This window comes from Salinibacterium sp. GXW1014 (genome assembly GCF_044769865.1).
Lineage (GTDB): Bacteria > Actinomycetota > Actinomycetes > Actinomycetales > Microbacteriaceae > Homoserinimonas.
Genome location: NZ_JBIZWA010000001.1, coordinates 974660 through 999224, shown reverse-complemented (window position 1 = coordinate 999224; position 24565 = coordinate 974660). Strand labels below are relative to the sequence as shown.

The 24565-nt window shown below is 67.3% G+C and carries 31 protein-coding genes; 6 read left to right on the top strand and 25 right to left on the bottom strand.

Annotation, left to right across the window (positions count from 1 at the left end; genetic code table 11):
* Positions 1–102: 102 nt before the first annotated feature.
* Entirely contained in the window at positions 103–372 is a 270-nt protein-coding gene (locus ACIQK7_RS05010) for a manganese catalase family protein (RefSeq protein WP_403023985.1), read from the bottom strand.
* 19 nt (positions 373–391) lie between these two features.
* Here ACIQK7_RS05010 and ACIQK7_RS05005 point away from each other — a divergent pair, with 19 nt between their 5' ends.
* Positions 392–826, top strand: a complete 435-nt coding sequence (locus ACIQK7_RS05005) for a YihY/virulence factor BrkB family protein (RefSeq protein ID WP_403021883.1) — start codon at positions 392–394, stop codon at positions 824–826.
* Between the two features lie 64 nt (positions 827–890).
* Here the strand turns inward: ACIQK7_RS05005 and ACIQK7_RS05000 are convergent, their stop codons facing one another.
* From ACIQK7_RS05000 to ACIQK7_RS04965, 8 genes are all read right to left on the bottom strand, one after another.
* On the bottom strand, positions 891–1178 hold the full coding sequence (locus ACIQK7_RS05000; protein ID WP_147719785.1) for an HU family DNA-binding protein: 288 nt from the start codon (positions 1176–1178) through the stop codon (positions 891–893).
* A gap of 131 nt (positions 1179–1309) precedes the next feature.
* On the bottom strand, positions 1310–1615 hold the full coding sequence (gene rpsN, locus ACIQK7_RS04995) for a 30S ribosomal protein S14 (RefSeq protein WP_147719784.1): 306 nt from the start codon (positions 1613–1615) through the stop codon (positions 1310–1312).
* Positions 1616–1618: 3 nt separating this feature from the next.
* Positions 1619–1786, bottom strand: coding sequence for a 50S ribosomal protein L33 (rpmG, locus tag ACIQK7_RS04990; protein ID WP_147719783.1), 168 nt, complete (start codon positions 1784–1786; stop codon positions 1619–1621).
* Positions 1786–2022 (bottom strand): 50S ribosomal protein L28, encoded by a 237-nt coding sequence (gene rpmB / locus ACIQK7_RS04985; RefSeq protein WP_265159310.1) that lies wholly within the window; start codon positions 2020–2022, stop codon positions 1786–1788. Before rpmB ends, rpmG begins: the two co-directional genes overlap by 1 nt.
* Before the next feature lie 306 nt (positions 2023–2328).
* On the bottom strand, positions 2329–2727 hold the full coding sequence (locus tag ACIQK7_RS04980) for a Fur family transcriptional regulator (RefSeq protein WP_403021880.1): 399 nt from the start codon (positions 2725–2727) through the stop codon (positions 2329–2331).
* Positions 2724–3605 carry a metal ABC transporter permease gene (locus tag ACIQK7_RS04975; RefSeq protein ID WP_403021878.1) on the bottom strand — a complete coding sequence of 294 codons (882 nt, stop codon included), beginning with the start codon at positions 3603–3605 and terminating at the stop codon, positions 2724–2726. The genes ACIQK7_RS04980 and ACIQK7_RS04975 overlap by 4 nt, the downstream gene beginning before the upstream one ends.
* Positions 3602–4474 carry a metal ABC transporter ATP-binding protein gene (locus tag ACIQK7_RS04970; RefSeq protein WP_403021876.1) on the bottom strand — a complete coding sequence of 291 codons (873 nt, stop codon included), beginning with the start codon at positions 4472–4474 and terminating at the stop codon, positions 3602–3604. Before ACIQK7_RS04970 ends, ACIQK7_RS04975 begins: the two co-directional genes overlap by 4 nt.
* On the bottom strand, positions 4471–5463 hold the full coding sequence (locus tag ACIQK7_RS04965) for a metal ABC transporter substrate-binding protein (protein WP_403021874.1): 993 nt from the start codon (positions 5461–5463) through the stop codon (positions 4471–4473). Before ACIQK7_RS04965 ends, ACIQK7_RS04970 begins: the two co-directional genes overlap by 4 nt.
* A 241-nt stretch (positions 5464–5704) precedes the next feature.
* Here ACIQK7_RS04965 and ACIQK7_RS04960 point away from each other — a divergent pair, with 241 nt between their 5' ends.
* Positions 5705–7210, top strand: a complete 1506-nt coding sequence (locus tag ACIQK7_RS04960; RefSeq protein WP_403021872.1) for an ABC transporter substrate-binding protein — start codon at positions 5705–5707, stop codon at positions 7208–7210.
* 24 nt (positions 7211–7234) lie between these two features.
* Here the strand turns inward: ACIQK7_RS04960 and ACIQK7_RS04955 are convergent, their stop codons facing one another.
* From ACIQK7_RS04955 to ACIQK7_RS04940, 4 genes are all read right to left on the bottom strand, one after another.
* A complete protein-coding gene (locus ACIQK7_RS04955) occupies positions 7235–8557 on the bottom strand; it encodes a dihydrolipoamide acetyltransferase family protein (RefSeq protein WP_403021870.1) in 1323 nt (440 codons plus the stop codon).
* Positions 8558–8580: 23 nt separating this feature from the next.
* Complete coding sequence (locus ACIQK7_RS04950; RefSeq protein ID WP_403023982.1) at positions 8581–9600, bottom strand: alpha-ketoacid dehydrogenase subunit beta; 1020 nt, start codon at positions 9598–9600, stop codon at positions 8581–8583.
* Between the two features lie 14 nt (positions 9601–9614).
* Positions 9615–10730 carry a thiamine pyrophosphate-dependent dehydrogenase E1 component subunit alpha gene (locus ACIQK7_RS04945; RefSeq protein ID WP_403021868.1) on the bottom strand — a complete coding sequence of 372 codons (1116 nt, stop codon included), beginning with the start codon at positions 10728–10730 and terminating at the stop codon, positions 9615–9617.
* Positions 10731–10818: 88 nt separating this feature from the next.
* Positions 10819–11922, bottom strand: coding sequence for a histidinol-phosphate transaminase (locus ACIQK7_RS04940; protein ID WP_403021867.1), 1104 nt, complete (start codon positions 11920–11922; stop codon positions 10819–10821).
* A 78-nt stretch (positions 11923–12000) separates the two neighbouring features.
* Here ACIQK7_RS04940 and ACIQK7_RS04935 point away from each other — a divergent pair, with 78 nt between their 5' ends.
* Positions 12001–12402, top strand: a complete 402-nt coding sequence (locus tag ACIQK7_RS04935; protein ID WP_403021865.1) for a phage holin family protein — start codon at positions 12001–12003, stop codon at positions 12400–12402.
* Positions 12403–12415: 13 nt separating this feature from the next.
* Here ACIQK7_RS04935 and ACIQK7_RS04930 read toward each other — a convergent pair whose 3' ends face one another.
* Together ACIQK7_RS04930 and ACIQK7_RS04925 are read right to left on the bottom strand one after the other, a co-directional pair.
* Entirely contained in the window at positions 12416–13825 is a 1410-nt protein-coding gene (locus ACIQK7_RS04930; RefSeq protein ID WP_403021863.1) for a hypothetical protein, read from the bottom strand.
* A gap of 2 nt (positions 13826–13827) precedes the next feature.
* Positions 13828–14061: a hypothetical protein gene (locus ACIQK7_RS04925; RefSeq protein ID WP_403021861.1), complete on the bottom strand. Its 234-nt coding sequence runs from the start codon at positions 14059–14061 to the stop codon at positions 13828–13830.
* Between the two features lie 154 nt (positions 14062–14215).
* On the opposite strand from ACIQK7_RS04925, the gene ACIQK7_RS04920 reads away from it, so the two are divergent.
* On the top strand, positions 14216–14737 hold the full coding sequence (locus ACIQK7_RS04920; protein ID WP_403021859.1) for a low molecular weight protein-tyrosine-phosphatase: 522 nt from the start codon (positions 14216–14218) through the stop codon (positions 14735–14737).
* Positions 14734–16119: an adenylosuccinate lyase gene (gene purB, locus ACIQK7_RS04915; RefSeq protein ID WP_403021858.1), complete on the top strand. Its 1386-nt coding sequence runs from the start codon at positions 14734–14736 to the stop codon at positions 16117–16119. Before ACIQK7_RS04920 ends, purB begins: the two co-directional genes overlap by 4 nt.
* 90 nt (positions 16120–16209) lie before the next feature.
* On the opposite strand, the gene ACIQK7_RS04910 is transcribed toward purB, so the two are convergent.
* The 9 genes from ACIQK7_RS04910 to rpsF all read right to left on the bottom strand — a co-directional run bounded on the left by ACIQK7_RS04910 (position 16210) and on the right by rpsF (position 21813).
* The gene (locus ACIQK7_RS04910; protein WP_403021856.1) at positions 16210–16464 is read right to left on the bottom strand and encodes a hypothetical protein; all 255 of its coding nucleotides are present in this window, start codon (positions 16462–16464) and stop codon (positions 16210–16212) included.
* On the bottom strand, positions 16461–17063 hold the full coding sequence (locus ACIQK7_RS04905; protein WP_403021854.1) for a hypothetical protein: 603 nt from the start codon (positions 17061–17063) through the stop codon (positions 16461–16463). The genes ACIQK7_RS04910 and ACIQK7_RS04905 overlap by 4 nt, the downstream gene beginning before the upstream one ends.
* Positions 17064–17142: 79 nt before the next feature.
* A complete protein-coding gene (locus ACIQK7_RS04900; RefSeq protein ID WP_403021852.1) occupies positions 17143–17283 on the bottom strand; it encodes a hypothetical protein in 141 nt (46 codons plus the stop codon).
* A 214-nt stretch (positions 17284–17497) separates the two neighbouring features.
* Positions 17498–18241: a formylglycine-generating enzyme family protein gene (locus ACIQK7_RS04895; RefSeq protein WP_403021850.1), complete on the bottom strand. Its 744-nt coding sequence runs from the start codon at positions 18239–18241 to the stop codon at positions 17498–17500.
* A gap of 8 nt (positions 18242–18249) precedes the next feature.
* Positions 18250–19629, bottom strand: a complete 1380-nt coding sequence (gene dnaB, locus ACIQK7_RS04890) for a replicative DNA helicase (RefSeq protein ID WP_403021849.1) — start codon at positions 19627–19629, stop codon at positions 18250–18252.
* A gap of 502 nt (positions 19630–20131) precedes the next feature.
* On the bottom strand, positions 20132–20584 hold the full coding sequence (rplI, locus tag ACIQK7_RS04885; RefSeq protein ID WP_403021848.1) for a 50S ribosomal protein L9: 453 nt from the start codon (positions 20582–20584) through the stop codon (positions 20132–20134).
* Between the two features lie 11 nt (positions 20585–20595).
* Positions 20596–20856: a 30S ribosomal protein S18 gene (rpsR, locus tag ACIQK7_RS04880; protein ID WP_147719762.1), complete on the bottom strand. Its 261-nt coding sequence runs from the start codon at positions 20854–20856 to the stop codon at positions 20596–20598.
* A gap of 48 nt (positions 20857–20904) precedes the next feature.
* Positions 20905–21420 (bottom strand): single-stranded DNA-binding protein, encoded by a 516-nt coding sequence (locus tag ACIQK7_RS04875; RefSeq protein ID WP_403021846.1) that lies wholly within the window; start codon positions 21418–21420, stop codon positions 20905–20907.
* 3 nt (positions 21421–21423) lie between these two features.
* Positions 21424–21813, bottom strand: a complete 390-nt coding sequence (gene rpsF, locus ACIQK7_RS04870) for a 30S ribosomal protein S6 (RefSeq protein ID WP_325209781.1) — start codon at positions 21811–21813, stop codon at positions 21424–21426.
* 157 nt (positions 21814–21970) lie between these two features.
* Here rpsF and ACIQK7_RS04865 point away from each other — a divergent pair, with 157 nt between their 5' ends.
* Positions 21971–23044 carry an inositol-3-phosphate synthase gene (locus tag ACIQK7_RS04865; RefSeq protein WP_403021844.1) on the top strand — a complete coding sequence of 358 codons (1074 nt, stop codon included), beginning with the start codon at positions 21971–21973 and terminating at the stop codon, positions 23042–23044.
* On the opposite strand, the gene ACIQK7_RS04860 is transcribed toward ACIQK7_RS04865, so the two are convergent.
* Positions 23045–24469: a CCA tRNA nucleotidyltransferase gene (locus tag ACIQK7_RS04860; RefSeq protein WP_403021842.1), complete on the bottom strand. Its 1425-nt coding sequence runs from the start codon at positions 24467–24469 to the stop codon at positions 23045–23047.
* Positions 24470–24565: the final 96 nt, after the last annotated feature.

Below are 24565 nucleotides of genomic sequence, written 5' to 3'. Positions count from 1 at the left end.
CAACGGCTTTCACAATTCAGGAGTTGGCTTTCACAATTCAGGAAGGCAAGAACATCCTTCCTGAATTGTGAAAGCCGTTTCTGCCGGTTCAGCGCGCAACTTCTAGGTCAGCGCATCCTTCACCGCGCCTGCGGCCTTTGCGATCGGTCCCTTCGAGAGCGGCATCGTGCCGTGCAGGTTGACGTCTGGCTGCGTCGCCGGCGGCATGGGCGCCGAGGTCGTCGGGCCGTCGTGGTAGCTGAACTCGCCCTTGCCGTCGGGCGTGGGTCCGGACGCCCACTTGCCCTCGGCCGCGGCGGCCCCGTCGGAGAAGTTGAGGTACTGGTACGACACCTCGCGGTGCTCCTTGCTGATCGGGAAGGTGTGGAACATCGCCAAGTGGCCGCTCCTCGTGGCGTTCGCCGTGGTGCTGCTCGCCGTGCTGTACCACGCCACCCCCAACGTGAAGCAGCCCAAGTTCCGCTGGATCAGCCCGGGCGGGCTCGTCGCCGTCATCGTGCTGGCCCTCGCATCCCTCGGGTTCTTCTTCTACGTCAGCAACTTCGGCAACTACAACGCCACCTACGGCAGCATCGGTGGCGTCATCGTGCTGCTGCTGTGGCTCTGGCTCGTCAACATGGCGCTCCTCTTCGGCGCCGAGTTCGACGCCGAACTCGAGCGGGGACGTCAGCTGCAGGGCGGCATCGAGGCGGAGGAGAGCATTCAGCTGCCCCCGCGCGACACCCGCCAGATCGAGAAGAACGAGGAGAAGGAACAGAAGTTCGTCGACCAGGGACGGGAGCTGCGCCAGAATCGTGGCGACAGCGACCGGCGCGACGACAGATAGCGCCCGAAACGACGAAGGCGCCCACCCCGAGCGGGGTGGGCGCCTTCGTGTAAGGCTGGCGAAACTACTTCGCGGCGGCCTTGAGCTTGCTTCCTGCGCTGACCTTCACGCCGTAGCCAGCAGCGATCTGGATCGCCTCGCCGGTGGAGGGGTTGCGGCCCGCACGAGCGGCGCGGTGCGTGCGCTCGAAGGAGAGCCATCCGGGGATGGTGATCTTCGTGCCCTTGCCGACCTCCTCGGCGACGGTGTTGAAGAGGGCGTCGAGCGTCGAGTTGACGGCAGCCTGGCTCTGGCCAGAGGCAGCTGCGACGGCAGCGACGAGCTCGGTGCGGTTGAGTGACTTGTCAGCCATTTAGGAGTCCTCCTCGGACATTGTGCTCTGCAGTACGACCATGGCTGCTCATGAGAACAGTCGGTGTATTCGATCGGTTGGCGTGGATTTCACGGTCACCAAGCGGCGACCGGTCTGTTTCCGGACTGAACTTACCAGCTTGACTTGGTGATTCCGGGCAATTCGCCACGGTGAGCCATGTCGCGGAAGCGCACACGCGAAACACCGAACTCGCGAAGGAAGCCGCGGGGGCGACCGTCGATCGCGTCACGACCACGCACGCGGACGGGCGAGGCGTTGCGCGGCAGCTTCTGCAGGCCCAGGCGGGCCTCCTCGCGCTGCTCGTCGGTCGAGTTGGGGTCAACGAGTGCCTTCTTGAGCGCAGCGCGCTTCTCGGCGTAGCGGGCCACAACGACCTTGCGCTGCTCGTTCTTGGCAATCATGCTCTTCTTCGCCATGGTTTAGCGCTCCTCACGGAATTCGACGTGCTGGCGGATGACGGGGTCATACTTCTTCAGCACAAGACGGTCGGGGTTGTTGCGGCGGTTCTTGCGGGTCACGTAGGTGTACCCGGTGCCCGCCGTGGAGCGGAGCTTGATGATGGGGCGGATGTCCTGCTGCTTGGCCATTAGATCTTCTCCCCACGTGCGAGCAGGTCCTTGACGACCGACTCGATGCCGCGTGCGTCAATCACCTTGATGCCCTTGGCGCTGAGCGTCAGGGTCACGTTGCGGCGAAGCGACGGCACGTAGTACGTCTTCTTCTGCACGTTCGGGTCGAAGCGGCGCTTCGTACGACGGTGCGAGTGTGAAATGTTGTGTCCGAAGCCGGGTGTGGCTCCGGTCACCTGGCAGGTTGCTGCCATGGCTGTCCTCTTCTCAATACCGTAAGGCGGGGTGCCTTACCCAAGATCTCTTGTCGGCATGACCCTGCCCCGGAATGGTGCGTTTGGGGTGGGATCACACGGCGAGCAGATTGCTCAACCTGAACATCCTACGCGGCGAGCCCCGATTCCCCAAACCGGATGCCGCGGCATCCGCTGTGCGCACGCTGCTCGCCGCGCGTGCCCGCGAGCCCGCCGGCCCGCACGGTGTGCGACTTCGGTGGCGCTGTGCGTGCTCTACCGTGCACATCGCCACCAAACCCGCACACCGCCGCTCGACCGAGCAGCTCAGCGGCCCGCGGCGGCCTCAGCGCTGCACTCGGGGCACAGCCCGAACACGTCCACGACGTGGGCCGGCGCGGTAAAGCCGTGCTGCGCCGCGACCGCGCGCGCCCACGCCTCGACCGGCTCTGCCTCGACCTCAGCGGTCGTGCCGCAGCTGCGGCAGATCAGATGGTGGTGATGGTGCTCCGTCGCGCACGCCCGGTAGAGACCCTCGCCGTCGAGCTGGAGGCTGTCGATCTCGCCGCCCTCCGCCAACTTGGCGAGCGTTCGGTACACAGTTGCGAGGCCGATGGGGCTGCCGGCGTCTCGCAGTTGCCCATACAGGGCCTGCGCGCTCACGAAGCCGGTGTTCTCGGCGAGGGCTTCGGCGACAGCATCCCGCTGCCAGGTGCGTCGCTTCATGCCGCCACCGGTTTCGTCGACACGCGGCGCCCGCTGGCACCGCTGCGGTCCCGTTGCCATCCGATGAGGCGGCAGACGAGGTAGATCGTGAAGGAGATCGTCGTGACGAATGGGCTGATGGGCAGCGCCCCGCCGAGCGAGAGCATGATGCCGCCGACGACGGAGACGACGGCGAACACGACGCTGAGGATCGGGGTGATGAGCGGCGATGCCGTGACCCGCATGGCCGCGGCGGCGGGCGTCACGAGCAGCGCGAGCACGAGGAGCGCCCCGACGATCTGGATGCTGATGGCCGTCGCGAGCCCCAGTAACACCATGAAGGTGATCGAGATGGCGGTGACGGGCACGGCGCGGGCGCGCGCGACATCCGGGTCGACGCTGGAGAAGGTGAGGGGACGCCACATGACGACGAGCCCGACCACGACGATCGCCCCGATCGTGAGCAGGAGGCCCAGCTGCGGGTTGTCGACCGAGACGATCTGGCCAGTGAGCAGGCCGAACTTGTTCGCCGCCCGCCCCTCGTAGAGGGCGAGGAACAGGATGCCGAGGCCCAGCCCGAAGGGCATCATGACGCCAACGATGGAGTTGCGTTCGCGGGCCCGGTTGCCGAGCAGGCCGATGATGAGGGCTGCGAGCAGCGAGCCCCCGATCGAGCCGGCCACGACGTTGACGCCCAGCAGCAGCGCGGCGGCGGCACCCGCGAAGGAGAGCTCGCTGATGCCGTGCACCGCGAAGGCGAGGTCGCGGCTCATCACGAAGGGGCCGATGAGCCCGCCGACAATGCCGAGCACGGCACCCGCGATGATCGAGTTGCGCACGAGCAGGAGCAGTTCGCCGTAGTCGGTGAAGTCGAAGACGGCGGTGACGATGTCGATCATCGCTGCCCCCTGTCGTCGATGTGGTGCTCGAGGTGGTCGTGCACGCCGTAGCCCTCGGGTGCCCCGAGCACGGCCACGCGGCCACGCGTGCGGATGACCTCGATAGGCGTGTTGTACATGTACGAGAGCACCTCGGAGCGCAGCACCTCGTCTGGGGTCCCGATGCGGAAGCGCCCGCCCGCGAGGTAGAGCACGCGGTCGACCTTGTCGAGCACGGGGTTGATGTCGTGGGTCACGAAGACGACTGCGGATCCGATCGCCCGGCGGCGCTCATCGATCAGGTCGCTCACGACCCGCTGGTGGTTGAGGTCGAGGGAGCTGAGCGGCTCATCGCAGAGCAGCAGGGCCGGGTTGCTCGCGATCGCCTGGCCGACGCGGATGCGCTGCTGTTCCCCTCCCGACAGCGTCGCGACCGGCACATTGGCGTAGGAGGTGGCCCCGACGCTCGCGAGCACGCGGTCGACCTGCTGTCGCGTCTTGCGACCCGTCACGGGCAGGCCCCAGCGGTGTCCGTTGATGCCGAGCGTGACGAGGTCCCGGGCGCGCAGGGGCGTGCCCTGTTCGATGAGCCGCTGCTGCGGGATGTAGCCGATGTCGCGGTGGCCGCGCCGCACGGGCTCGCCGAGCAGCTCGATGCTGCCCGACGAGAGTTGCTGCTGCCCCAGGATTGCCCTGAGCAGGCTCGTCTTGCCCGTGCCGTTGGAGCCCAGCACCGCCAGGAACTCCCCCGGCTTGACGTCGAGGTTGAGGTTCTTCCACAGCACCCGGTCGCCGTAGGCGAGCGTCGCCGACCGCAGGCTCAACACGGGCGTGCCAGCCTTGCTCGTCTCCAGGACCGCGGATGCCGCGGGGTCGGCGCGTTCGGTCATGCGAGCACGGCCCCCACCTCGTCGAGCACCGTGCTCATCCATTCGAGATAGCCCATGCCCTCGGGGAGGGTTTCCGCGACGGGCACGATGGGCAGTCCGGTGGACTCGGCGAGCGCCAGCACGCGCTCCGTCTCGGGGCCGGCGGTCTGCTCGTTGTAGGCGAGGAGTGCGAGCGTGCCGCCCTCGATGAGGCGTTCCATCTCGAGCAGCACGGCGGGCGCGACATCCGAACCGTTCTCGATGGCAGCGCTGAAGTCGGCGGGGGTCTCGTTCACGAGGCCGAGCTGCTCGAAGAGGAGGAGGGGAGCCGCCTCCGTGACCACCATGGGCGTGCCGCCATGCTCGGCACGGAGTTCGTCGGCCCGCTGTTCGAGCTGCTCGAGTTCACTCGTGAATGCGGCGAGGTTCGCGTCGAACTCCTCGGCCCCTGCGGGGTCGAGTTCGCTCAGCTGGGCAGCGAGCTCTCCTGCGAAGGCCTCGATCGTGGCGAGCGAGTACCAGACGTGCTCGTTGCCGTCGGCGTGGCTGTGCTCGTGCCCCTCGTGGGAGTGGTCGTCATCCGCACCGTGCTCGTGCGCGTGCTCCTCTTCATGAGCGTGCTCCTCCTCGCGAGCGTGCTCATCCTCGGCGGCCTCGGCCAGCTCGGCCACGGTGACGACGACGGGCGATTCACCCTGGAGCCCGTCGAGCAGGGTGTGGATGAAGGGGTCGAAGCCGCCGCCGTTCTCGATCACGAGGTCAGCGCGGGAGAGGGCCAGTTGGTCGCGGGCCGTGGCCTCGTAGCTGTGGGGGTCCTGGGTCGTGCCGGAGATGATCGCGCTCACGTCGGCGCGGTCGCCCGCGATGTCGGAGGCGATATCGGCGTAGACGTCGGTCGAGGAGACGATCGTGAGCCGGTCATCCGCCTCGGAAGGTGCGCTCGAACATCCTGCAAGGGCAACGGCCACGAGGCTGAGTGAGGCGATGGCGGTGCGGGTGTATCCCGTCATGGGGGTTACCTGTCTAATTCGGTGTGATGGCTGGAAAGCCAGCGTCAACGCTAATTGCTACTGATAACCATTGTCAAAGTGCCGCAGAACAATTTACGTGCCCGTCACCTACCGCGCGCCGGGAACGCGCTAACCTAGCGCCCGGGCGGTCAGGGGGACTCGCCCGCGGGGGACTCGGGGAATCACGTCGATGGGACGGTCGGGCACTCGCTGTCCGTCTACGCCTCTCGGGAGACGCTTCATGACCAAGCACCGCCTGCTCCGCTCGCTGCCCGCCGCCGCACTGCTCGGCACCCTCTTCCTCTCGGGGTGTGCTGGCGCCCCGGGTCAGGCGGAGGCGAGTGAGCCGAGCGGCGTGCTGCGGGTCAACTGGGGAGCGGTGCCGAGCAACTGGGCGCCGGGCCACCAGACGGAGGCCGGCTACATCCGCGTTCCCTACGAAACGCTCGCCTCCCGCAACCGAAACGGCGACGTGGTCCCCATGCTTGCGACCGGGTGGAAGGTCAGCGACACCAGTGTGACGTTGGCCCTGCGCGACGGCGTCACCTTCCACGATGGTGAACCGTTCAACGCAGAAGCCGTCAAGGCCAACATCGAGGCGATCCAGGCATCTCCCCTCGGCGGCCCACTGCTGGGAATCGATTCGGTCAAGGTGATCGGCGACCTTACAGTGCGCCTCAATCTTGCCGCCCCCAACCCGAACATCATGACGGCCCTATCGACCTCGATCGCGCCCATGGCGAGCCCGGCCTCGCTCACTGACGGCTCGATCACCGAGGCGCCGGTCGGCACGGGTCCGTGGGCTTACGACGCCGAGGCATCCGCACCCGGAGCGAAGGCCGTCTTCTCGACCTATGACGACTATTGGGGCGCTCCCGTGGGTTTCGAGACCATCGAGCTCGTGGGCCTCGGAGACGACGCGGCCTCCGCCGCCCTCATCGCGGGCACGCTGGATGTCAGCGACGCGGAGCCCGAGATGCTCGCCCGCTTCGCCAATTCCCCCGTGCGCACCATGCAGTACCCGGCGAGCCGCACGAGCCTCATGTTCTTCGATCGCGGCCCCGGCGGGGTCTTCGAGAGCCGCGAACTGCGCCAGGCGGTATGCCACGCCATCAACGTCGACGCCATCAACGAGCTCGAGGGTGCGGGCACGAGTGTGACCCAGTACTTCACGGAGGGCACGGCGGGGTACTTCGACGGGCCCGGCTACGCACATGATGAGGCAGCCGCCAAGAAGCTCTACCAGCAGGCGGGGAGCCCCGAACTCTCCGCCCGACTCGTCGCATCCACCGACAACAACGCCCAGGTCTCCCTGTACATGGATCAGGTCGCGCAGGCCCTCTCTGGCGTGCGCGCGACCGTCTACGAGCTGCCCGCCGCCAAGTACAACGCCTCCTGGAACACGGGCGAGTACGGCCTCGGCGTCGGCATGAGCACCTCGCTGACCCCCTACGACTGGTACCGCACGTGGTTCGCGGCCGACGCGCCCGGCAACCCGGCGGGCGTCGAGAGCGAGGAACTGCGGGAGGCCGCCGAGCTCGCGACGAACGCGGGCATCAGTGACGAGGCCGATGCGCTGTGGTCGGATGCCATGGAGATCATCTCCGACGAGGCCCTCAGCTGCGCACACCGCATCGAATCCGAGATCCTCGCGTGGAACTCCACGACCGTGACGAGCGTCAGCAACCCGGTCGAGCCATGGGAACCGAGCTCGATCAACTACCGCAGTCTCAAGCCGCTCGGCTGAGGCCGGCCGGCTGCCGGCGGCGGTTCAGTCGAGCAGCAGGGCCGGTTCCTCGATGATGCTCGCGACATCAGCAAGGAATCGGCTCGCGACATCCCCGTCAACAACCCGGTGGTCGAAGCTTGCCCCGAGTGTCGTCACGTAGCGGGGCCGCACCTCGCCGTCGACGACCCAGGGCTTCTGCTTGATCGTGCCGAGCGCGACGATGCCGACCTCGCCCGGGTTCAGAATGGGCGTGCCCGTGTCCATGCCGAAGACGCCGATGTTGGTGACGGTGATGGTGCCGTTCGCCATGTCGGAGGGCTGCAGCTTGCCGTCGCGCGCGATGTTCGTCATCGACTCGATGGCCTGTGCGAGGTCGCGCAGCGAAAGCTCCTGGGCGTCCTTGATGTTGGGCACGACGAGGCCGCGCGGGGTTGCCGCGGCGAAGCCGAAGTTGACGTAGTGGTGCACGATGATCTGCTCATCGGTCCAGGTCGAGTTGACGGTGGGGTTGCGCCGCACCGCCCAGATCATCGCCTTTGCCATGACGAGCATGGGGGAGACCTTGATGCCCGCGAAGTCGGGGGAGTTCTTGAGCCGCTTGACGAACTCCATCGTGCGGGTCGCATCCACGTCGACGAAGACGCCGACGTGCGGTGCCGTGAAGGCGCTCTGCACCATGCCGGTCGCGATCGCCTTGCGCACGCCCTTGACAGGAATGTATTCCTCGCGCTCCTCGCCCCACGCGGGTGTCGCGATGTTGCGGAAGACGCTCGCCTGCGATGCCTGCCGCACGACGTCGTCGCGCGTGATCTCGCCCGCGAGTCCCGTCGGGTTCACCTCGCTGAGGTCGACGCCGAGGTCCTTTGCGAGCTTGCGGATGGGCGGCTTCGCGATGACGGATGCCGCGGCCGCAGCCGGCACGCGTGACGCCCTCAGCGGTGCCGAACCGGCATCCCCCGTTGCCCGACGTCGCCGCGAGTTCACCTGGCCCTTGACGCCGTAGCCGACGAGCACCGCGCCGGAGCCCTCACCCGCACTCTCGCGGGAAATCGTCTGCGCCGTGTCGGCGACCGTCTCGGCGAGGGCATCCGTCGCCGCCGTCTCGACGGGCTGCTCGGCATCGGCGCCCGTCGCAACCTGGATGATCGGGCTGCCGACATCGACCGTCATGCCCTCCTCAACCAACACGGCGCTGACCGTGCCGCTGAAGGGCGACGGCAGCTCGACGATCGACTTGGCGGTCTCGATCTCGACGATCACCTGGTTGACCGTGACGGTGTCGCCCGGCTTGACCTTCCACGACACGATCTCTGCCTCGGTGAGGCCCTCCCCGACATCGGGGAGGAGGAATTCGGAGGTGCTCACGGTGGTGTCCTTGTCTGTCGGGCTCAGTATGCGAGCGCCCGGTCGACCGCTTCGAGCACGCGGTCGGGGTCGGGCAGGTAGGCCGTCTCGAGCTTGGCCGGCGGGAAGGGCACGTCGAAGCCCGACACCCGCAGCACGGGCGCTTCGAGCGAGTAGAAGGCCTGCTCGGTCACGGTCGCGGCGATCTCCGAGGGGATGCTGACAAAGCCGGGCGCCTCGGATGCGACGACGAGCCGGCCCGTCTTGCGCACCGACTCGATGATGGGCGCGTAGTCGATGGGGGAGAGTGAGCGCAGGTCCACGACCTCGATGCTCGTGCCCTCGCCCGCCGCGATCTCCGCCGCCTGCATGAGCACATTGACCATGGCACCGTGCCCGACGAGCGTCACGTCTTCACCCGTGCGCACGACCTTGCTCGAGTGCAGGGCGGCGACATTGGAGGTGAGGTCGACGGGGCCCTTGTGCCAGTAGCGGCTCTTCGGCTCGAAGAACATCACGGGGTCGTTGCTCGCGATGGCCTCCTGGATCATCCAGTAGGCGTCGTGGGGAGTGCTGGGGCTCACGAGTCGGAGGCCGGCCGTGTGGGCGAAGTAGGCCTCGGGGCTCTCCTGGTGGTGCTCGACCGCGCCGATGTGGCCGCCGTAGGGCACGCGGATGACGACCGGCATCGTGACGGCGCCCTGGTGGCGGCTCGTCATCTTGGCCAGCTGGGTCGTGATCTGGTCGAAGCCGGGGAAGATGAAGCCGTCGAACTGGATCTCGCACACGGGCCGGTAGCCGCGCATGGCGAGGCCGATCGCGGTGCCGATGATGCCGGATTCCGCGAGCGGCGTGTCCATGACGCGCTTCGGCCCGAAGTCACGGTGCAGGTGCTCCGTCACGCGGAACACCCCGCCGAGCGGCCCGATGTCCTCACCCATGAGGAGCACGCGCTCGTCGTCCTCCATCGCCTTGCGCAGGCCCGCATTGAGGGCCTTGGCGAGGGGAAGCTCCTGAATGTCGCGCTCCGTCAGGGTCGCGACATCCGCCCCCTTGTCGGTCATGGTGCCGTGCTGACTCATGCGTCACCTCCGAGGGATGCCTCGTATTCGCGCAGCCACTCATATTGCGACTGCGTCACCGGGTGGGGCTCGCTGTAGACGTGCTCGAAGGCGACGGATGCCGGTGGCGCCTGCAGCTCGAGCGTGCGGCGTCGCACATCCGCCGCCAGGTCTGCGGCCTCCTCCGCGATGCTCGCGAAGAAGGCATCGGACTCGCCGCGGCCGCGAAGGTAGGCCTCGAAGCGCGTGATCGGATCGCGGGCGCGCCACGACTCCGTCTCATCGTTCGTGCGGTACTTCGTGGGGTCGTCGGAGGTCGTGTGTGCGCCCATGCGGTAGGTCATCGCCTCGATGAGGCTCGGGCCACGGCCGGCGCGGGCGTCGTCGAGGTGCTTTGCCGACACGGCGTAGCTCGCGAGCACGTCGTTGCCGTCGACCTGCACGCTCGGGATGCCGAAGCCGCGGGGGCGGAGGTAGAGGGGAATCCGTGACTGCACGCTGACCGGCACCGAGATCGCCCACTGGTTGTTCTGGATGAAGAAGACCTGCGGCGTCTGGTAGCTCGCGGCGAAGACGAAGGCCTCGCTCACGTCGCCCTGCGAGGTGGCGCCGTCACCGAAGTAGACGATGACCGCCTCGTCTCGCTCGGCATCCCCCGTGCCGGTCTTGCCGTCGAGGCCGATGCCCATGGCGTAGCCGGTCGCATGGAGGGCGTGCGAGCCGATCACGAGCGTGTAGAGGTGGAAGTTGCCGGTCTCGGCCGGGTCCCACCCGCCGTGGCTGTTGCCGCGCATCATCTCGATGAGTTTCAGCGGGTCGAGGCCGCGGATCATGCCGACGGCGTGCTCGCGGTAGGCGGGGAAGATGTGGTCTTGGCGGCGGGCGGCGCGGGCGGAACCGACCTGGGCGGCCTCCTGCCCACGGTTCGGCGGCCAAAGTGCCATCTGGCCCTGGCGCTGGAGGTTCTCCGCCTCCGTGTCGAAGGCCCGGCTCCTGACCATGTCGCGGTGGAATCCGCGGAGATCCTCATCGCTGAGCGCCTCGACGTACTGCAGGTACTCGGCGGCAACGCCGTCTGTGGCGAGTTCTCCCGACGGGGTCAGCAACTGCACCATGTCTTCCGTCTGTGCCATGCCGCTGACCTCGCTGTCCTTGTGTCGTGAGCTTCGGTGCGTGTGCCGCTCCGGACGGGCGGCGTGTGCCGCCGGGGGCGGCAAGCATCTAATCTAACGCGGGCCCCTGTGACCCCGTTGCTAGGTTCTCCACAACCTCCCGCGCGGCACTTAGGAGTTTCTCGACAGATTCGGCCTCGCCGATCGTGACTCTGACGCCGTCATCGCCGAGCGCCCTGGCGACGATTCCGTGGCGCAGGAACACCTCGGCGACGGATGCCGCGGCGCCGGGAGCGGGGAACCACACGAAGTTTCCGTGCGGCTGCGGCACGGGTGCTCCCATTTCGGCCAGCCGTCGCCAGACCTCGTCGCGGCGCTCCGAGAGTTCGCGCACCTGCTCGAGGAGTTCGCGCTCGTGGTCGAGGGCGGCGAGCGCCCCGCGCTGTGCCGCCTCGGTGACGGAGAGCGGGATCGCGGCCGTGCGGGCGGCACCCAGCACGACGGGGTCCCCGAGTGCGTAGCCGATGCGGAGCCCGGCCAGGCCGTAGGCCTTGGAGAAGGTGCGCAGCACGACCAGGTTTCGGTGCCGGTCGAGGAACTCCGGCCCGCGCACGGCGGCGTCGTCGCTCACGAACTCGATGTAGGCCTCGTCGAGCATGACGAGCACGTCGGCCGGCACCGCGGCCATGAGTCGCTCGAACTCCTCGCGGGTGACGATGGTCCCGGTGGGGTTGTTGGGGGAGCAGACGATCACGGCGCGGGTGCGCGGGGTGATCGCGGCGATCATGGCGTCGATGTCGTGCCTCTGGTCTGCCCGCAATGGCACCATGACGCTCGTCGCACCGGCCACCGTCACGAGCCCCGGGTAGGCCTCGAACGACCGCCAGGCGTAGAGCACCTCATCCCCTGGCCCTGCAACGGTGGAGATGAGTTGCGCCAGCACGGCGACGGAACCCGAGCCGACGTGCACCCGCTCCGGGTCGACGCCGTAGCGTTCGGCGAGCCTCGCGCGCACGCCGCCCGCGAGGGCATCCGGGTAGCGGTTGGGTTCGGTCGAGGCGATCGCCGCCATGACCGCCGGATGCGTCGGGTACGGGTTCTCATTCGACGACAACTTGAAGGCATCCGCCGGCGCCGGCTTGCCCTGCTGGTAGGCGACGGCCTGCAGGATCTCGGGGCGGATGCGAACGGGGGTGTTGTCGGCGCTGGTCACGCGGTCAACTCTATTGTTCGCCGCGGGCAGACTTCGCGGTTCATTGCCTGCGCTGGAGGCGACTGGGATAGTGGACGCATGCGATTTATCGTGCGGCTCCTCATCAACGCCTTCGCCCTCTGGCTGACAACCCTCATCGTGGCGGGCGTCGACGTGGTCTCCTTCGAGCCGGGTGACACGACGGCGACCGTGCTGACCTTCCTGCTGGTCGCCCTCATCTTCGGTGTCGTCAACGGCATCATCGGCAACCTGATCCGCATCGTCGCGTTTCCCCTCTATATCCTCACGCTCGGGCTGATCTCGCTCGTCGTGAATGCCCTGCTCCTCCTGCTCGTGGCGTGGATCTCCGAGGGGATTGGCTTCGGCCTCGTCGTGGACGGCTTCTGGTGGGGTGTGCTCGGCGCGCTCGTGCTCGCCTTCCTCGGCTGGCTGATCTCGATCGTCGTGCGGCCGGCGGTCGGCAAGAGCGCGAAGCGCTGAGACAGGCGACCGTTCACGGCGCCACGCGCCGGGCGTGCCACAGTTGAGATTCCACGGCCATGGCACCCCCGAGCATCCCTTGGAGGTCCGCCGCGAAATCCCTCACCCGCTGATCGTGGGAGCTGTCGAGCCGCACTGACGTCTCGCGGTACTCCGCCAGGGCATGCGCGGGCAGGGGACCCGCGCTTCTCGGTTCTTCCCCGTCGAATGCGGATGCCCGCACCACGATCGTGTCGCGGTCGCGGTGCACGCCGCCGGCTGCGGGAACGATGTCTTCCTCGTGCTCCAGCGCGAGGTATGTCACACCGTCGGGCACAGTGATCTCCCCGGTCGGCCCCCCGAGCGAGTACACGGCCTTCACGTTGAAGATCTCGTCATTGGCGGAGTCGAGCGCGACGGCCGCACCCTGCGAGTAGCCGATGAACGCCACCGGGTTCTCCGGGCCTATTCCGGCCGCAAGCATCGCCGCGTGGAGCGCGCGCTTCGAACCCGCATCACCCATCTCAAGTCGCGAGTCGTCGGCGAGCGCTCCCAGGTTGCTCGCCATGTCGAATGGCTCCCCGCCAGTGAGCAGGGAGCCGTCGCGGGTACCACCCAGATAAACGAAGTAGGCGTCGGGTCCATCTGGCACGGCAACACGCTCGATGCGGATCTGCTCCTCCCCTTCGGGAACACGCTCGGCGATTGCGGCGAGCGACCCGGCAGCGTCGACGGTCTGCTCCGGACGCGCTTCAACCTTCACGGGTGTCTCGGTCAGGTTCCCCGTCATCCGCGCGATCCCTGTCACTGTTGCGACCGTGGTGGAGAAGCCCAGGATCCCGAGGGCTTCATCTCCGAGGAGGGCGGTGACCTCCCACGGGATTCCTGCGGCTCCGGCACCGAACTCGTCGGCACTCGAGACGGCGAGACGCACGAACTCGACGAATCGGGGGTCGCTGAGCGGACCCCTGTGGGAGGTGACCCAGGCCAGGGCATCGTGCCGCTGCTCTTCGGAAGCACGCTGCCACGCGCCCGCCGCGAAGATGGCAAGTGGCGTCGACGCGGCGAGCACGAACGGCCACAGCAGCCCCACCGTGTGGGCCAGCTTGGCAGCCATGCTGCGCAGGAGGATCTCGCTTGCCGCATCCGCCATCCCGTAGGCCTCCGCCGCCGCGTCCAGGGCCGTCGCGAGGGCTTCGGCACCGAGCGCCGAGAACCACAGTGACGGAAGGCAATCGTCGACGATCTCATTCGCACGCCCCGCAGACCGGGGAGCATCGATCATCGCGAGCAGGCCCGGATTGATGGCGCCGTCAAGCATCGCGAGGCGCATGCGCACACCCTGCGTCGCCCGAGCGAAGTCGCGCAGCTGGGCCGCGTGGGCCGAGAGCTCCTCGGTGGCAACCCGCGTCGTGCCTCCCCCGGAGACGGTGAGGTCGGACACCATCAGCACCCGGCCGCGGTCTCGACGGACTGTCGCGCGGCACCCAAGGCGATCCGCAACCGGTCGCACACCGCTCCTGCATCGCCATGGACCTTCGCGAGCCAGGCCAAGTAAGCGGTGTGGGCTGGCCCGAGCCACTCGCCGTGCGCGACGGCTGGCAGGCTTGCTATCGCCTCCTCGAGGCGATGGAGTTCGTGCGCAATGGCGTTTCTCTGAAGTTCGAGGATCTGATCCACCGGGGTCCTCCCTGTCGTTGGCGTGCCCCGAGCCTGCCGGGGGAACGGTGGGCTGGAATGCCGAGGAGTGCGAGCGGGGGAGAGCCGAGACATCCGTCGCCTGGGGAGGAAGCCGCTGCTGCGGCGCGCCGAGAACTGCGAGACAATGAGCGGCATGAGCTTCGAGCGGCCACTTGACGATTCGGCGCTCTTTCGTATCTGCTTCGTGTGCACGGGCAACATCTGCCGCTCTCCCATGGCCGAAACCGTGTTCCGCGACATCGTGAGCAAAGCCGGGTGCGAATCGCTCATCTCAGTCATGTCGGCCGGCACGGGAGACTGGCATGTGGGGGAGCGATCCGACTCGCGCACCCTGACCGCCATGCATGAGCACGGTTACGACGGGGCGTCGCACCGTGCGCGACAGTTCGACCCGGACTGGTTCGAGCACCTCGACCTCGTCGTCGCCTTTGACCGAAGCCAGGAACGCATCCTCAAGAACTGGGCGCAGACCCCCGCCGACCGCAGCAAGGTGCACCTGCTGCTCAGCTTCGACCCCGACGAGCATCTCGTCGACGTTCCCGACCCCTACTATTCCGACGCAGCCCTGTTCGACAGGGTGCTGAGGATGATCCATCAGGCAAGCGCGGCACTGTTCCGCCAGATAGAGCCGGCCCTCCGGCGAGGAGTTTCATGACCCCCCTACCCCTCCAGCCCCTCAGCCCCCTCGACGGTCGCTACCGGGCCGCCGTGAGCGACCTCGGCGAGCACCTCTCCGAAGCGGGCCTCAACCGGGCGCGCGTACAGGTCGAGGTTGAGTGGCTGATCTTCCTCACCGAGCGCTCACTCTTCGGCTCGACGCCGCTCGCCGATGAGCAGAAGGCCGCGCTGCGCGCCGTCGTCACCGACTTCGACCAGGAGGCGATCGACGCACTCGCCCGCGAGGAGGCCGTCACCCGCCACGACGTCAAGGCAGTCGAGTACTACGTGCGGGCGCAGCTCACCCGCCTCGGCCTCGACAGCATCGCCGAGCTCACCCACTTCGCCTGCACGAGCGAGGACATCAACAACCTCTCCTACGCGCTCACGGTGCGCGCGGCCGTCGAAGACGTGTGGATGCCGCGGCTCACGACCCTCGTCGACACGCTGTCCGCGCGCGCCGAGCAGCACCGCGACGTGCCGATGCTCGCCCTCACCCACGGGCAGCCCGCAACGCCCACGACGATGGGCAAGGAGCTTGCGGTCTTCGTGCACCGCCTGCGCCGCGTCATCCGTCGCATCGATGCTGTCGAGTACCTGGGCAAGTTCAGCGGCGCGACAGGCACCTTCGCGGCCCACGCGATCGCGGAGCCCAACCTCGACTGGCCCACCCTCTCGCAGCAGTTCGTCGAGGGACTCGGCCTCACCTTCAACCCACTCACGACGCAGATTGAGTCGCACGACTGGCAGGCCGAGCTCTACCAGGCCATGAACCACGCGGGTCGCATCCTCCACAACCTGTGCACGGATGTCTGGACCTACATCTCGATGGGCTACTTCACGCAGATCCCGGTCGAGGGGGCGACGGGGTCCTCGACCATGCCACACAAGATCAATCCCATCCGTTTCGAGAACGCGGAGGCGAACCTCGAGCTCGCAGGGGCGCTGCTCGAGTCCCTCGCGCAGACGCTTGTGACCTCACGGTTGCAGCGCGACCTCACGGACTCGACGACGCAGCGCAACATCGGTGTCGCCTTCGGCCACTCCCTGCTCGCGATCGACAACATCCAGCGCGGGCTCGCCGAGATCAACCTCAACGAGGCGCGGCTCGCATCCGACCTCGATGGCAACTGGGAGGTGCTCGCGGAGGCGATCCAGACGGTTGTGCGCGCCGAGGTCACGGCCGGCCGCAGCGCCATCAGCGATCCCTATGCGCTGCTGAAGAAGCTCACGCGCGGCAACCGGGTCGACCAGGCAGAGTTGGTCAAGTTCGTCGACGCGCTCGACATCGGCGACGAGGCGAAGGCGCGCCTGCGGGCCCTGACCCCGCATGACTACACGGGGCTCGCCTCGACGCTGGTCGACCGACTCAAGGGCTGAGTTCGACACGAGTGTCGAGCACCGGTGCAAACGCCCTGAGCGGTAGCGCCGAGGCTCGGCACTCAACTCGCTGAGCGGATGCGCATCCGCTCAGTGGAGGGTCGGGCCCTGCTTGCGGTCCTGGTCCTCGATGTCGCTGAGTTCCTTCTCGTCGGGCTTGATCGCCATGGCGAGGAGCGCAAGCGTCATGAGGGCGAGGATGAAGACGGCCCCGAAGCCGATGATCGCGACGATGGGGTCGCGCGTCGTGGCCAGGGCAATGATTCCCGAGAAGAGGGCCAGCACGGCCGCGATCGCGAGGTATTCGTAGGGCCGCATGACGTCTTTGCGGCTCGGCTGGCTCATCGTGTTGCTCCTGTGCTTGGGGGTGGGGCGGCGGCAGTCTCGCCCTGCGCCCACTTCAGTGAGAATGCGGCAATCATGAGGTAGACGCCGAGGATGATGCCGTAGGCGCCGATGAATCCGACGACGGCGATGCTGTCGAGGGGCGCGATCAGCAGCACGAGCGCAAAGACGATCGTGCCAGCGCCCACCGTGATCCACTCACGGCCGACCGTGCGACGGGTGCGGATGCCCGCATACAGTTCGAGCGCGCCCGTCAGCACCGCGAAGAGCGTCGCAAGCAGCAGCAGCGAACCGAGGCCGGCGCCCGTGAATGCGAGCGTGAGTGAGATCGCACCGATGAGGGCGGAGAGCGCGCCCTGGCCCGTCAGCATCCGGGAAGCCGTGAGGTCACGGACCCGTCCGCGCCCCAGCAGCGCGATGACGAGACCGCCGGCAAGGCCGAGCACGCCGAGCGCGATCAGGCCGACGCGGGGGGAGTGGTCGGCAAGGAACGTCACAGCGAGGCCCACCGCGAGCGCAACGACGGCGCGCGTGAGCGGCACCGGCCAGTAACTGGCGGTGACGGCCTGGGCGGTGGCCGGGTTCTGGCGTGATGACACGGGGCTTCTTCCTGCGTGCGGGAACCATGCCAGTCTACCGGCGCACGACTGGGACTCCTCCGCGTTCCCCGGCCGAGCGCTACGCCTGCTCGTCCTCCGGATTCACGGGTGCCGGCCCGCCATAGCCGGCGCCCATCTCGTCCTTGCTGTTCTCGACCGTGTTGTCCCCGGGCTCATCGAAGTGCTCCGGGGTCTCGGGCTTCTCGTTCTTGTCGCTCATGCTCGGCTCCTTGTCCGCCTCACCCGGAGGGGTTCTCGACGGGCCTGCCTTCTTCATCCGTCTTGGTCTCGGGGTCCACGTCTGGCGCGACCTCCTTCACCTCGTCTTTGTCGAAGTCTTCGCGATTCTCCTTGTCCATGGCTCCACGCTTGTCCCATCCGACCAAGCCTGCAAGGGCCTGTCAGGGGACTCCCTGCAAGGGATGGCGCGGTCGTCAGCGCAGCGGCGTCCAACCGGGCGGCAGGGGGCCGTCGAGCACGGCCCGCTCGCGGTCGGCGGCCGCCGACCAGCCCTGCGCGGCATCCGTCGCGTCGAAGCCGCCGCGGGCGACACGGAATCCGAGGTCGTCGTGGTGCATGCCCTGCGCTCCGCCCCGGCGCACCGAGGCGCGCACGCTCCACGAATCGTCGGCGAAGCCCCCGCCGCGGAACACGCGATAGGAGCCATACCGCGCCGGGTCGAGGAGGTCCCAGCACCACTCCCAGACGTTGCCGAGGGTGTCGAAGAGCCCGTTGAGATTCGGATGCTTCCCGCCCACCGCTTGCGGACTCGTCACCCCGTCGGCGCTCGTCCAGGCAACCTCCGTGAGCGGGCCGTAGTGCGCTCCCGTCGACCCGGCCCGACAGGCGTGCTCCCACTCCGCCTCGGTCGGGAGCCGGTACCCGTCGGAGTCGACGTGCCACGCAACATCCTCACCGTCGACGGAGTAGGCGGGGTCAAGCCCCTCCCACTCGGATGCCGCGTTGCAGAAACGGATGGCGCGGAGCCAACTGACCTCGACGGCAGGCCGCCATGGGTGGTGGGCAGTCTCGCCAAGCAGTTCCCCGAGCTGTGACTCGGTGACGGGATACACGCCGATCTCGAAGGGCTCGAGGTCCACGCTCCAGCGCACCTTCCGGCGCGCATCGTGCATCATGACGGTGCCGGCGGCGATGGGCGCCATCTCGATGTCGGTCATTGCGACCGCTACATCGGCGCCATGTCGGTGAAGCGCGAGAAGTGGCCCTGGAAGGCGACCGTGACCGTGCGGGTTGGGCCGTTACGGTGCTTCGCGACGATCAGGTCGGCCTCGCCTGCGCGCGGGTTCTCCTTCTCGTAGGCACTCTCGCGGTGGAGCAGGATGACCATGTCGGCGTCCTGCTCGATCGAACCCGACTCGCGCAGGTCGCTGATGGCTGGCATCTTGTCCTGGCGCTGCTCGGGTCCACGGTTCAGCTGGGAGAGGGCGATGACGGGCACCTGGAGCTCCTTGGCGAGCAGCTTGAGTGCTCGCGAGAACTCACTGACCTCCTGCTGGCGCGATTCGACCTTCTTGCCCGAGGTCATGAGCTGCAGGTAGTCGATGACGACGAGCTTGAGCCCGTGCTTCTGCTTGAGCCGGCGGCACTTCGCGCGGATCTCGACGAGGGTCATGTTCGGACTGTCGTCGATGAAGAGGGGGGCGTCGTTGATGCGGCCTCGAGTCGAGGCGATCGTGGTCCAGTCGCGCGAGTCGACGGTGCCCTTGCGCATGCTCTGCAGGGGCACGGATGCCTCGGCCGACAGCAGGCGCATGGCGATCTCGGAGCGTCCCATCTCGAGGGAGAAGACAACCGAGGGAACGTTGTGCTTGATGGAGGCCGCGCGGGCGAAGTCGAGCGCGAGGGTCGACTTACCGAGCGCCGGACGGGCGGCGACGATGATCATCTGGCCGGGGTGGAAGCCGTTGGTGAGGTCATCGAGTTCGGCGAAGCCCGTCGGCACGCCCGTCATGGAGCCGTCGCTGCCCTTGGCCGCCTCTATCTCGTCGATCGCGGTCTCGACGGCCACGGTGAGGGGAACGAAGTCTTCGGCTTCGACGCCGCCCGTGACGTTGTAGATCTCGGCCTGCGCGTTGTTGACGAGGTCGACGACCTCGCCCTCGCTGGCGTAGCCCATCTGCACGATGCGCGTGCCGGCCTCGACGAGACGCCGCAGCACCGCCTTCTCAGCGACGATGGCGGCGTAGTAGCCGGCGTTTGCAGCCGTGGGCACGACGCCCGTGAGGGTGTGGAGGTACTCGGCTCCTCCCGCGCGGCCGATGAGTCCCGTCTTCGTCAGCTCATCCGTGACCGCAATGACGTCGGTCGGCTCACCGTGCGAGTAGAGGCTGAGGATGGCGTCGAAGATGATCTCGTGCTTGGGGATGTAGAAGTCCACTGCGCGCACCGACTCGATGACGTCGGCCGTCGCATCCTTGCTGAGCATCATGCCGCCGAGGGCGCTCTGCTCTGCGAGGAGATCGTGAGGCGGGGTGCGCTCGGAGGAGCGCGGGTCGTCGGGTCTCTCGGTCGACGAGCCGGCCAGCCCCAGGTGGGCTATGGACATCGTTCACCTCTCGTTGTTCTCTTGCGTCCCAGTCGTACCGCAGACGGCCGACATCCTCGGCGCGCCTTGGAGCCGGGGGCGGATGTTTCGGGTGCGGGGCAGTGCCGTGGCACTGCCTCGTGACGGGTCGGGTGCATCCCGCCGCCCAAGGCTAGGAAGCCCAATCCCGCGCCACAAGCCACCCTGTGGATAACTCTGTGGGAAACCGGGGAGAAACGCCGTGCGACGTGTGCACAAGTTGTGGATGGGCCTGTGGGAAAAGTGCGGATCTACTCCGATAATGATGGGCTGATCTGGCCTTTTTCTGTGCACACCATGTGTGTAGAAAGTTGTTTAGAGTTCGGGTTGAGGGTTTGGAGTAATCCACACCCCGGCTGTTGAAAGTGCTTGACACGGGGGTGAAAAACCCGATACAAAACGCCCCGCCTCAAGTGCGCTTTCGCGCCTTAAAACGACGATGGCGGTGAGCACAGGCCCACCGCCATCCGAATCCTTGAAAGGACTACTTCGCTGCGACCACCTGGATGGTGATCGTGGCGACGAGGTCGTCACGAAGGCGAACAGTCGCCTCGTGCTCGCCCGTCACCTTGATGGGAGAGGTGATCTCGATCTTGCGCTTGTCGACCGTGCCAAGCCCGGAGGCGGCGACGGCGTCGGCGATGTCGGAGTTCTTGACCGACCCGAAGAGTCGACCCTCCTTGCCGGCCTTGATCGACAGCTTGACCTTGTTGGCCTCAAGCTTGAGCTTGAGGTCCTTGGCCTCCTCGATCGTGGCGTGCTCGCGCGCGGCGCGGGCGGCCTTGATCTGCTCGACCTGCTTCTCGCCACCGCGGCTCCAGTTCACGGCGAGGCCCTGCGGCACGAGGTAGTTGCGGGCGTACCCGTTCTTGACCTCGATGACGTCGCCAGGAGCGCCGAGGCCGGTGACCTCATGCGTCAGAATCAGCTTTGACATTTCGATGCTCCTTAACGGCCCGAGCCGGCGTAGGGAAGCAGTGCCATCTCGCGCGCGTTCTTGACTGCGCGGGCGATGAGGCGCTGCTCCTGAACGGAGACACCGGTGATACGACGGGCGCGGATCTTTCCACGCTCCGAGATGAACTTGCGGAGGGTGGCGACATCCTTGTAGTCGATGACGCCGACGCGAATGGACTTCGCGGGGGCGGCGTTCTTGCCACCCTTGTTGCGGAGGGGCTTGCGGCGGTCGCCGCTGCTCTTTCCTGCCATGGTTATTCCTTAGGGTTTGGTTTCGTGACCGTGCGCCGTGGGCGAGGTCTAGAAGGGTGTCTCGTCGCTGAAGCTGCCGGGGGTGTTCCAGACATCCCCGCCGGAGTTCGCCGACGACGGCGCCGCGGCTGCCCACGGCTCGTCAGCGACAGCCCCACGCTGTCCGCCGAATCCACCACCGCCGCCGCCTTCGCGGGACGATGAGGTGCGGGTGACCTGTGCGGTGGCGTAGCGCAGGCTCGGACCGATCTCATCGATCTCGATCTCAAAGCTCGTGCGCTTCTCGCCTTCCTTGGTCTCGTAGGAACGCTGCTTCAGTCGACCGGAGGCGATGACGCGCGAGCCCTTGGTGAGGGATCCCGCGACATGCTCGGCGAATTCGCGCCACACGCTTGCGCGCAGGAAGAGCGCCTCGCCGTCCTTCCACTCATTGCTCGCACGGTCGAAGGTGCGAGGAGTGGAGGCGATGGTGAAGTTCGCCACCGCGAGTCCGTTCTGCGTGTACCGCAGCTCCGGGTCGGCGGTGAGGTTGCCCACCACAGTGATCACGGTTTCGCCGGCCATGAGCTACTCGCTCTTCGCGTCGGCGGCCGGTGCGGACTTGGCGGCGGCAGCCTTGCGGGCGGCCTTCTCCTCGGAGAGCTTCGCGGCGGCGGCAACCTGAGCGATCGCTTCCTCTGCGCGGAGCACCTTGGTGCGCATGACGGCCTCGCTGAGCTTCAGCTGACGGTCGAGCTCGACCGTTGCCGAAGCGTTGGCGGTCATCTCGACGACGGCGTAGATGCCCTCGGCCTTCTTGTTGATCTCGTATGCCAGCCGGCGCTTGCCCCAGACGTCGACCTTGTCGATCGAGCCACCGTCATTGCGAATGACGTTGAGGAACTTGTCCAGGCTGGGTGCCACGGTGCGCTCATCGATCTCGGGATCGAGAATCACCATGAGTTCGTACTGATGCATGACTAACCCACCTCCTTTGGACTGAAAACGGTCACAGACGGTCTGTGACAGGAGGGTATGTGCATGTCGCTGCCTGCGGAGGCCTCGGATCGAGGCGCACAGACAACCTGTCTAGTGTAGTCATGTACTTCCATCACCAGCAAGGAGCAATATCGTCATGTCGATTCGGGTCGCTATCGCCGGCGTGGGCAACTGTGCCAACTCCCTCATCCAGGGCGTCACCTTCTATAGGGACGCGGATGACGCCGAGACGATCCCAGGACTCATGCACACCCGCTTCGGCCAGTATGCGGTGCGCGACCTCGAGTTCGTCGCCGCCTTCGATGTCGACGCAGCCAAGGTCGGGGTCGACCTCGCCGATGCGATGTGGGCGGGCGAGAACAACACCCTCAAGTTCGCCGACGTCGAGCCGACCGGCGTGACGGTGTTGCGCGGCCCCACTCTCGACGGCCTCGGTGAGTTCTACCGCGAGATGGTCGAGGAATCGGATGCCGCACCCGTCGACGTCGCGCAGGCCCTCCGTGACTCGGGCGCCGACGTGCTGGTCTGCTACCTCCCCGTCGGTTCCGAGGAGGCGGCGAAGCACTACGCACAGGCGGCTATCGACGCGGGCGTCGCGTTCGTGAACGCGCTGCCCGTCTTCATCGCGAGCGACCCTGAGTGGTCGAAGAAGTTCACGGATGCGGGCATTCCCATCGTGGGCGACGACATCAAGAGCCAGCTCGGTGCGACGATCACGCACCGCGTGCTCGCGCGTCTCTTCGAGGAGCGGGGCCTCGTGCTCGACCGCACCTACCAGCTGAACGTCGGTGGCAACATGGACTTCAAGAACATGCTGGAGCGTTCGCGACTCAAGTCGAAGAAGATCTCGAAGACGCAGGCCGTCACGAGCAACGTCGACCAGGAGATTCGGGCGGAGCACGTGCACATCGGCCCGAGCGACCACGTGCCGTGGCTCGACGACCGCAAGCTGGCGTTCGTGCGCCTTGAGGGCCACGGCTTCGGCAACGCGCCCACGAGCCTTGAGTACAAGCTCGAGGTGTGGGATTCGCCGAACTCGGCCGGTGTCATCATCGACGCGGTGCGTGCCGCGAAGCTTGCGCTGGATGCCGGTCACGGCGGACCCGTCGAGGCGGCATCCGCCTACTTCATGAAGTCGCCCGCGAAGCAGTACCCCGACCCGGTGGCGCGCGAGATGCTCGAGCAGTTCATTCGCGACACCGCGAAGTAGTCAGCGCGCGGCCCACCACGCGCGCAGCCGGCGTTCGGCCTCCTCCTCGCCGAGGGGGCCCTCGTCGAGCCGCAGTTCGAGCAGGAAGCGGTATGCCTCGCCGACCTCACGGCCGGGACGGATGCCGAGCAGTGCCATGATCTGTTCGCCGTCGAGGTCGGGGCGCACGGCCGCGATCTCCTCCTGCTCGGCGAGTTCCTTGATGCGCTGCTCGAGGTCGTCGTAGGCGCGTGCGAGACGCGAGGCCTTGCGGCGGTTGCGCGTCGTGACGTCGGCACGCGTCAAGATGTGTAACCGTTCGAGGTGGTTACCCGCGTCGCGCACGTAGCGCCGCACGGCCGAATCGGTCCACGCGCCCTCCGTGTAGCCGAAGAAGCGCAGGTGTAGCTCGATGAGCTTGCTGACCGACTGGATCGTCTCCTTGTCGAAGCGCAGCGCCTTGAGCCGCTTCGTCGCGAGCTTCGCCCCGACGACATCGTGATGGTGGAAGGTGACGACGCCGCCACCCTCGACGCGCTTCGTCGCCGGCTTGCCGATGTCGTGCAGGAGGGCCGCGAGGCGGAGCACGAGGTCGGGGGAGGGCTCGTGCTCGCGGGTGCCCTCGAGCTCGATCGCCTGGTCGAGCACCGTGAGACTGTGCTGATAGACGTCCTTGTGGTGTGCGTGCTCGTCCACCTGCAGCCGCAGGGCGGGAATCTCGGGCAACACCTCGTCGGCGAGCCCCGTCTCCACCATGAGCTCGATGCCAGCGCGCGGTGAAGCCGTCAGGAGTAGCTTCGTCAGTTCGTCGCTGACCCGCTCCGCCGAAATGATCGAGAGGCGACCCGCGAGGGCGGTCATGGCGGCGCGCACCTCCTCAGACACGGTGAAGCCGAGTTGTGACGTGAACCGCGCGGCACGCAGCATCCGGAGCGGGTCGTCACCGAAGGAGACCTCGGGGGCGGCCGGCGTGGCAAGGCGAGACGCGAGCAGGTCGTCCATGCCGCCGGAGGGGTCGACGAGCTTCTGCTGGGGCAGGCGCAGCGCCATGGCGTTGACGGTGAAGTCGCGGCGCACGAGGTCCTCGTCGAGGCTCATGCCGAACTCGACCTCGGGCTTGCGGGTCTCGCCGTCGTAGGCGTCGGTGCGGTAGGTCGTGATCTCGACCGTGTGCCCCTCGACGACGGCGCCAATCGTGCCGAAGGCGCGCCCGATGTCCCACTGGGCGCTCGAGATTGGGGTGACGATCTCCAGAATGCGGTCAGGCCGGGCATCCGTCGTGAAATCGAGGTCGTTGAGCTCTCGGCCGAGGAAGGCGTCGCGCACGGGGCCACCCACGAGCGCGAGTTCGTGGCCCGCCGCCGCGAAGGCATCGGCGAGGCGGGAGACGTGCGGCGACTCGGCCAGGGCCGCGAGTCGCGTGATTGCCGAGGCGACGCTGTGCATCGGTCAAGACTATCCGCCGCTCATCCACAGTGGCCGTGGCATCCGACTGCCTCTCGGCGTCTCGGCCATAGAATCGACTGCATGCTGGCCCAGCGC

Excerpts from the sequence above, each read along its gene's own strand:
- ACIQK7_RS05010 (WP_403023985.1), bottom strand. The coding sequence starts at position 372 with ATGTTCCACACCTTCCCGATCAGCAAGGAGCACCGCGAGGTGTCGTAC.
- rpsN (WP_147719784.1), bottom strand. The coding sequence starts at position 1,615 with ATGGCGAAGAAGAGCATGATTGCCAAGAACGAGCAGCGCAAGGTCGTT.
- ACIQK7_RS04910 (WP_403021856.1), bottom strand. The coding sequence starts at position 16,464 with ATGAGCCAGCCGAGCCGCAAAGACGTCATGCGGCCCTACGAATACCTC.
- purB (WP_403021858.1), top strand. The coding sequence starts at position 14,734 with ATGACCCCCCTACCCCTCCAGCCCCTCAGCCCCCTCGACGGTCGCTAC.
- ACIQK7_RS04980 (WP_403021880.1), bottom strand. The coding sequence starts at position 2,727 with ATGAAGCGACGCACCTGGCAGCGGGATGCTGTCGCCGAAGCCCTCGCC.
- ACIQK7_RS04965 (WP_403021874.1), bottom strand. The coding sequence starts at position 5,463 with ATGACGGGATACACCCGCACCGCCATCGCCTCACTCAGCCTCGTGGCC.
- ACIQK7_RS05000 (WP_147719785.1), bottom strand. The coding sequence starts at position 1,178 with ATGGCTGACAAGTCACTCAACCGCACCGAGCTCGTCGCTGCCGTCGCA.
- ACIQK7_RS04970 (WP_403021876.1), bottom strand. The coding sequence starts at position 4,474 with ATGACCGAACGCGCCGACCCCGCGGCATCCGCGGTCCTGGAGACGAGC.
- ACIQK7_RS04960 (WP_403021872.1), top strand. The coding sequence starts at position 5,705 with ATGACCAAGCACCGCCTGCTCCGCTCGCTGCCCGCCGCCGCACTGCTC.
- rpsF (WP_325209781.1), bottom strand. The coding sequence starts at position 21,813 with ATGCATCAGTACGAACTCATGGTGATTCTCGATCCCGAGATCGATGAG.
- ACIQK7_RS04875 (WP_403021846.1), bottom strand. The coding sequence starts at position 21,420 with ATGGCCGGCGAAACCGTGATCACTGTGGTGGGCAACCTCACCGCCGAC.
- ACIQK7_RS04920 (WP_403021859.1), top strand. The coding sequence starts at position 14,216 with ATGAGCTTCGAGCGGCCACTTGACGATTCGGCGCTCTTTCGTATCTGC.
- ACIQK7_RS04900 (WP_403021852.1), bottom strand. The coding sequence starts at position 17,283 with ATGAGCGACAAGAACGAGAAGCCCGAGACCCCGGAGCACTTCGATGAG.
- rpmB (WP_265159310.1), bottom strand. The coding sequence starts at position 2,022 with ATGGCAGCAACCTGCCAGGTGACCGGAGCCACACCCGGCTTCGGACAC.
- ACIQK7_RS04865 (WP_403021844.1), top strand. The coding sequence starts at position 21,971 with ATGTCGATTCGGGTCGCTATCGCCGGCGTGGGCAACTGTGCCAACTCC.
- rpmG (WP_147719783.1), bottom strand. The coding sequence starts at position 1,786 with ATGGCCAAGCAGCAGGACATCCGCCCCATCATCAAGCTCCGCTCCACG.
- ACIQK7_RS04945 (WP_403021868.1), bottom strand. The coding sequence starts at position 10,730 with ATGGCACAGACGGAAGACATGGTGCAGTTGCTGACCCCGTCGGGAGAA.
- ACIQK7_RS04860 (WP_403021842.1), bottom strand. The coding sequence starts at position 24,469 with ATGCACAGCGTCGCCTCGGCAATCACGCGACTCGCGGCCCTGGCCGAG.
- rplI (WP_403021848.1), bottom strand. The coding sequence starts at position 20,584 with ATGTCAAAGCTGATTCTGACGCATGAGGTCACCGGCCTCGGCGCTCCT.
- ACIQK7_RS04895 (WP_403021850.1), bottom strand. The coding sequence starts at position 18,241 with ATGACCGACATCGAGATGGCGCCCATCGCCGCCGGCACCGTCATGATG.
- ACIQK7_RS04935 (WP_403021865.1), top strand. The coding sequence starts at position 12,001 with ATGCGATTTATCGTGCGGCTCCTCATCAACGCCTTCGCCCTCTGGCTG.
- ACIQK7_RS04950 (WP_403023982.1), bottom strand. The coding sequence starts at position 9,600 with ATGACCGACAAGGGGGCGGATGTCGCGACCCTGACGGAGCGCGACATT.
- ACIQK7_RS04975 (WP_403021878.1), bottom strand. The coding sequence starts at position 3,605 with ATGATCGACATCGTCACCGCCGTCTTCGACTTCACCGACTACGGCGAA.
- rpsR (WP_147719762.1), bottom strand. The coding sequence starts at position 20,856 with ATGGCAGGAAAGAGCAGCGGCGACCGCCGCAAGCCCCTCCGCAACAAG.
- dnaB (WP_403021849.1), bottom strand. The coding sequence starts at position 19,629 with ATGTCCATAGCCCACCTGGGGCTGGCCGGCTCGTCGACCGAGAGACCC.